This is a genomic window from Plectonema radiosum NIES-515, from assembly GCF_025753815.1.
Classification (GTDB): domain Bacteria; phylum Cyanobacteriota; class Cyanobacteriia; order Cyanobacteriales; family Nostocaceae; genus Hassallia; species Hassallia radiosum_A.
The window spans coordinates 1-5,653 of sequence record NZ_JAOWRF010000123.1 but is presented as its reverse complement, the minus strand read 5'-3'; the positions used below and the strand labels follow the sequence as shown (position 1 = coordinate 5,653).

4 protein-coding genes are annotated in these 5,653 nt (G+C 43.2%); 2 read left to right on the top strand and 2 right to left on the bottom strand.

Translation table 11 applies throughout. The annotated features are described in order from the left end of the window. Nucleotides 1–150: 150 nt before the first annotated feature. Entirely contained in the window at nt 151–1,248 is a 1,098-nt protein-coding gene (gene leuB / locus OGM63_RS08210) for a 3-isopropylmalate dehydrogenase (RefSeq protein ID WP_263745027.1), read from the bottom strand. A gap of 284 nt (nt 1,249–1,532) precedes the next feature. Between leuB and OGM63_RS08205 the strand changes: the two genes are divergently transcribed. After that, the gene (locus tag OGM63_RS08205; protein ID WP_263745026.1) at nt 1,533–2,381 is read left to right on the top strand and encodes a mechanosensitive ion channel family protein; all 849 of its coding nucleotides are present in this window, start codon (nt 1,533–1,535) and stop codon (nt 2,379–2,381) included. Nucleotides 2,382–2,820: 439 nt separating this feature from the next. Here OGM63_RS08205 and nadC read toward each other — a convergent pair whose 3' ends face one another. Then, nucleotides 2,821–3,687, bottom strand: a complete 867-nt coding sequence (nadC, locus tag OGM63_RS08200) for a carboxylating nicotinate-nucleotide diphosphorylase (RefSeq protein ID WP_263745024.1) — start codon at nt 3,685–3,687, stop codon at nt 2,821–2,823. Between the two features lie 252 nt (nt 3,688–3,939). Between nadC and OGM63_RS08195 the strand changes: the two genes are divergently transcribed. Then, a complete protein-coding gene (locus OGM63_RS08195; RefSeq protein WP_263745023.1) occupies nt 3,940–5,418 on the top strand; it encodes a CoA-acylating methylmalonate-semialdehyde dehydrogenase in 1,479 nt (492 codons plus the stop codon). The last annotated feature ends 235 nt before the right edge of the window (nt 5,419–5,653 follow it).

Sequence of the window (5,653 nt, the reverse complement as noted above, 5' to 3'; positions counted from 1 at the left end):
GGGGGGACAGGGGGGACAGGGGGGACAGGGGGGACAAGGGGGACAAGGGGGACAAGGGGGACGACTTGAAAAATTTCTCCCCACTCCCCCACACCACGCTTCTCCCACACCACGCTTCCCCTACTCTCCCCATCTCCCCATCTCCCCTTTCTAATCCCTAACCTCTAGTTCCAGAGCTTGAATGAGTGTCTTACCCATAGAGTGACAACCCAAAAGATTCATTCCCGGAGACATTATATCCCCAGTGCGATCGCATGACTCTAAAACTTGCAATACCGCGTTTTCGATTTTGTCAGCCGCAGCACTTTGATTTAAGCCGTAGCGTAACATCATTGCTGCACTCAAAACCTGGGCTAGGGGATTTGCTTTATCTTGTCCTGCGATATCTGGGGCTGAACCGTGGACGGGTTCAAACACTCCCGGACCTTTATCGCCTAAACTAGCAGATGGTAACATACCGATACTGCCAGTTAACATTGCTGCCGCATCCGAGAGAATATCGCCGAATAAGTTGCCCGTAACAATAGTATCAAATTGCTTGGGAGCACGAACTAATTGCATGGCTGCTGCATCTACATACATGTGAGACAGTTCGATGTCGGGATATTCTTGAGAAAGAGAAGTAATGCGATCGCGCCATAACTGCGATACTTCTAATACATTCGACTTATCCACCGAACATAGTTTACCTCCACGTTTTCGCGCTGTTTCAAAAGCGACTCTGCCGATGCGTTCAATTTCCGATTCGCTGTAAACCATCGTATTTACACCGCGCTTCTCACCAGTTTCGGTTTCAAAAATTCCCTTCGGTTTCCCAAAATAAATTCCGCCTGTGAGTTCGCGCACCACCATAATATCCACGCCTTCCACAACTTCTTTTTTCAACGTAGAGGCGTCAATTAACTGCGGTATAATCTTCGCAGGGCGCAAATTAGCAAAAAGCCCCAAACCCGCACGCAGTCCCAGTAAACCCGCTTCTGGGCGCAAATTAGAAGGCAAAGAATCCCACTTATAACCACCAACAGCGGCGAGTAAGACAGCATCACTATTGCGACACATTTCTAAGGTATCATCTGGCAGAGGTACGCCTGTAGCGTCAATTGCTGCACCACCCATGAGGGCTTGTTGAAATTCAAATTGTAAATCAAATTGCTTACCGACGATTTTGAGCACGTCTACCGCAACGTTGATGATTTCGGGTCCAATGCCATCGCCGGGAAGTAAGGTAATGCGGTAGTTTTGAGTCATAGTTGGTTTTTACTGGGTAGATGTGCAAAAAAGCAAGCGCAAATTAAATATCATACCTAGCAAAATGTCCCAATGGAGTTTTTAATTTATTTAGATGTGTCTTGCTTGAATCCTCCTTTCGATGACCAGACACACAGAAGGTATGCGTTTGGAAGCTGAAGCAGTGCTTGGCATTTTAGTCAAATTTCAAACAAGTAATACAAAAATAAAAAAAAAGCATCTATACTCATTTATGCTTTAATTCGCTGTATGTTTGTTATCGATTCGCAAATAGGGAAAAATTTATGGATTTCAATCAGATAGCTCAGGTTGCGAGCGCACTGTTAACTCAGTTTGGCTTGAAGATTATAGGTGCGATTCTTTTGTGGGTTGTCGGTCAAAAGTTAATTGAGTTTGGCTTAAAGCTGGTAAGACGTGGTTTTAGAACTCAAGATGTCGATTCTACAATCGTTAACTATCTTCTCAATATCATTTCTGTAACGCTGCGAGTTGTTTTAATTGTAGCACTTCTCGGCTTTTTTGGAATTGAAACGACCTCCTTTGCCGCACTTCTAGCAGCAGCCGGTATTGCTATTGGTGCAGCGTGGGGTGGACTGTTGGCAAACTTTGCAGCGGGTGCTTTTTTAATTGTTTTTCGACCCTTTAAAGTTGGTGACTTCATTACTGCCGGAGGTGTCACAGGTACTGTTGTAGAACTCGGAATTTTTGCAACTAGTATCAATACACCTGATAACGTGATGACAATTGTCGGAAATAACAAAATATCTTCGGACAATATCCAGAATTTTTCTACGAATGCTTTTCGTCGCGTTGACTTAGTTGCCCAGTTGCATCATGATGTTGACCATAATGAAGCGATCGCACTTTTAAAAGCGAGAATTAGCGAGATTCCTAACGTTCTCAAAACTCCAGCACCAGATATAGAAATTCTCAATTTTACCTTGGCAGGACCTGTATTAGCAGTACGTCCTTATTGCAGTAATGACAACTACTGGCAAGTGTATTTCGACACTAACAAAGCTATCCGTGAAGTCTTTACTGAGGCAGGGTATCCAGCGCCTGAAGAACCTTTTTCCTTTAGTGGCTCATCTCAGAATATAGCTGATTCTCACATGCCATCGCCTCTGTCATAAGTTGATCTTGTGGCAAAAAGCCAAGATTTAATTTGAGGCTTTGCTGATTAGACATCTCCAGAAAACAATGTAGAGACGTAGCAGTGCTACCTCTCTACAACGGTTGTGGGCAACGCATATTTAATTTTCACGTCTAGGTCTATTAGACATCTCCAGAAAACAATTATTGTGACGTAGCAGTGCTACGTCTAATCAACGGTTGTGGACAACGCATATTTAATTTTCACGTCTAGGTCTATTAGATATATGAATTTTGGCGTAGAGACGTTGCATAGCAATGTCTCTACTTTGACTGAAAAGTGTTATTTTTTACTAAGATAGTGCGATCGCATTGATTGGAGATTGGGTCTTCCACCGTTAGGGGTAACTTACTCACAAACGCTACTACGGGAATACGATCGCACCCAACAATCAACTCAAGCGATCGCACCTGCTTGAATTATTGAATTCTCATACTCAAATCTAACCACTTTGACTGCGTAATCGGCGCACTACTGGAAATATAATTTACACCTGTCTGGGCTATAGGGCGGAGAGTTTCTAAGGTTACGTTACCTGAGGCTTCGATTTTGACGTGGCTATCTAGGTGGCGAATTATCTGCACTGCCTCACGCATCAAATTCACAGACATATTATCCAACATAATAATATCAGCTTTATGCTCTAAAGCTTCTTTCACCTGGTCTAAACTTTCTGTCTCAACTTCTATTGTTAGGGGATAGGGAATTTGAGAACGGATGCGGGTAATTGCTTGTTTAATTCCTCCTGCTGCCGCGATATGATTATCTTTAATCATGACTGCATCATCTAAGCCCATGCGGTGATTAATCGCTCCTCCGATAGCAGTTGCATACTTTTCCAAAATCCTCAACCCTGGTGTCGTTTTGCGGGTATCAACTAACTGAGCGGGTAAATCGGCTATTTCGGCTGTATATTTATGAGTTAGAGTCGCGATCCCGCTCAGACGCATCGCTAAGTTGAGAGCAACCCTTTCCCCCATTAATAATGTATCTAGTGAACCTTGGATTTCGGCGATCACTTCCCCAGGTTCGCACTGTTGCCCTTCAGCCGCAAGAGCCACAAAGCTGACTTTTTGGTTTAAAAGCTGAAATACTCTGGCAGCGACTGGTAAGCCGGCTATGACTCCTGTTGCTTTCGCCACCCATTTGGCTTGTCCTTCTATTGTATTCTGAGATAAAAGACTTTGGGTTGTGCGATCGCCTCTCCCAATATCTTCGATTAACCAGCTTTGTAATAATTGATCTAGTATCAAAAATGGCGGTAATACCGCTGTGGAAGTTTTCATTACTTGAATAAGATTAATGTTTATAAAACAACTTTAGAGAAATATTCGCTCTTTGGATATAGGAGTGGAAAAGATGTAGAGACTACCAAGTGCTACGTCTAATCAAGGGTTCTGGGTAAGGCAAGATTATGGAAAAACGAACCGCAGAGGGCACAGAGAGCACAGAGAAATAAGAGTTTGCGAGAGTTTTTACGCTCATTGCTCAAGCTAAAGGCAAAATAGTTATATTCTTGCATCTACATTTTTCTTTCCATGAATACTATTCCCAACTTACATAATTACATTAATGGTCAATGGTGTGCATCTAATGCTACAGAATATTTAGAAGTAATCAATCCAGCTACGAGAGAAATTATGGCTAAAGTGCCTTTGTCGTCAGCGTCTGAAGTCAATGAAGCTGTTGATGCAGCTTCGGTTGCATTTGTCACGTGGCGACGCACTCCACCCCAGGAACGGGTACAATATTTATTTAAATTGAAGAATCTGTTGGAAGAACATTTTGAGGATTTGGCACGAACAATTACTTTAGAATGCGGTAAAACTTTGGCTGAATCTAAAGGTGAAATGCGTCGTGCGATTGAAAATGTCGAGGTTGCTTGCGGTATTCCGATGATGATGCTGGGAACTAATTTAGAAGATGTGGCAAAGGGGATTGATGAAATGATGATTCGGCAACCGTTAGGAGTTGCTGCGGTGATTTGTCCTTTCAATTTTCCGGGGATGATTCCATTTTGGTTTTTGCCCTATGCGATCGCTTGCGGAAATACCTACATTGTCAAGCCTTCGGAAAAGGTGCCGCTAACTATGCAAAAAATCTTTCAGCTTCTCGAACAAACAGGTTTACCCAAGGGTGTAATTAATTTAATTAATGGTGCGAAAGAAGCTGTAGACGCAATTTTAGATCATCCGAAAATTCGCGCAATTAGTTTTGTTGGTTCTACACCAGTCGCTAAATATATTTACAGTCGGGGAGCGGCAAACGGAAAACGTCTCCAATGTCAAGGGGGTGCGAAAAATCCGATTATAATTCTGCCGGATGCAGATATGGCAATGACTACCCGGATTGCGGCTGATAGTGCTTTTGGTTGTGCGGGACAACGTTGTTTAGCAGCTTCAATTGCGGTTACAGTGGGAGAAGCGCGTCATACATTTACGAACGCGATCGCCGAAACGGCAATAAATCGCATTGTCGGGAATGGTTTAGACCAAGGTGTAGAAATGGGACCAGTGATTGATGTCCGCAGCAAAACGCGGATTGAAAGTTTAATTGAAAAAGGAGCCAAGGAAGGGGCAAAGTTATTAGTAGATGGTCGCAGTCCTGAGATTACGAGCCATAAAAATGGTAACTTTATCCGCCCAACGATTCTGCAAAATGTAGATCCAGTTGGTGAAATTGCCCGCACAGAAATTTTTGGTCCGGTGCTGAGTTTAATTCATCTGAATAGTATTGAGGAAGCGATCGCTTTAGTTAATCGGGGTCAATACGGCAACATGGCTTGTTTATTTACTAGCAATGGTGCAGCAGCTCGTAAGTTCCGCTATGAGGCAGAAGCTGGTAATATTGGTATCAACATTGGTGTTGCCGCACCTATGGCATTCTTCCCCTTTAGCGGTTGGAAGGAAAGCTTTTTTGGTGACTTGCACGGACAAAGCAATCACGCAGTCGAATTTTTTACGCAAACGAAAGTAGTAGTTGAACGCTGGCGTGATGAATGGGCAAGGCAGTTTTAAAATAAGTATGATTTCTTGTCACCAAATAATATCATGACAGGCTGATCGCACATACTGTAGAGACGCGAAATTTCGCGTCTCTACGACGGTTGGGATGTTTTTATTACTGTTAATTAAACGGGAATCATATCACACATCCTGTAGAGACGCGAATCACACATCCTGTAGAGACGCGAATCACACATCCTGTAGAGACGCGAATCACACATCCTGTAGAGACGCGAATCACACATCC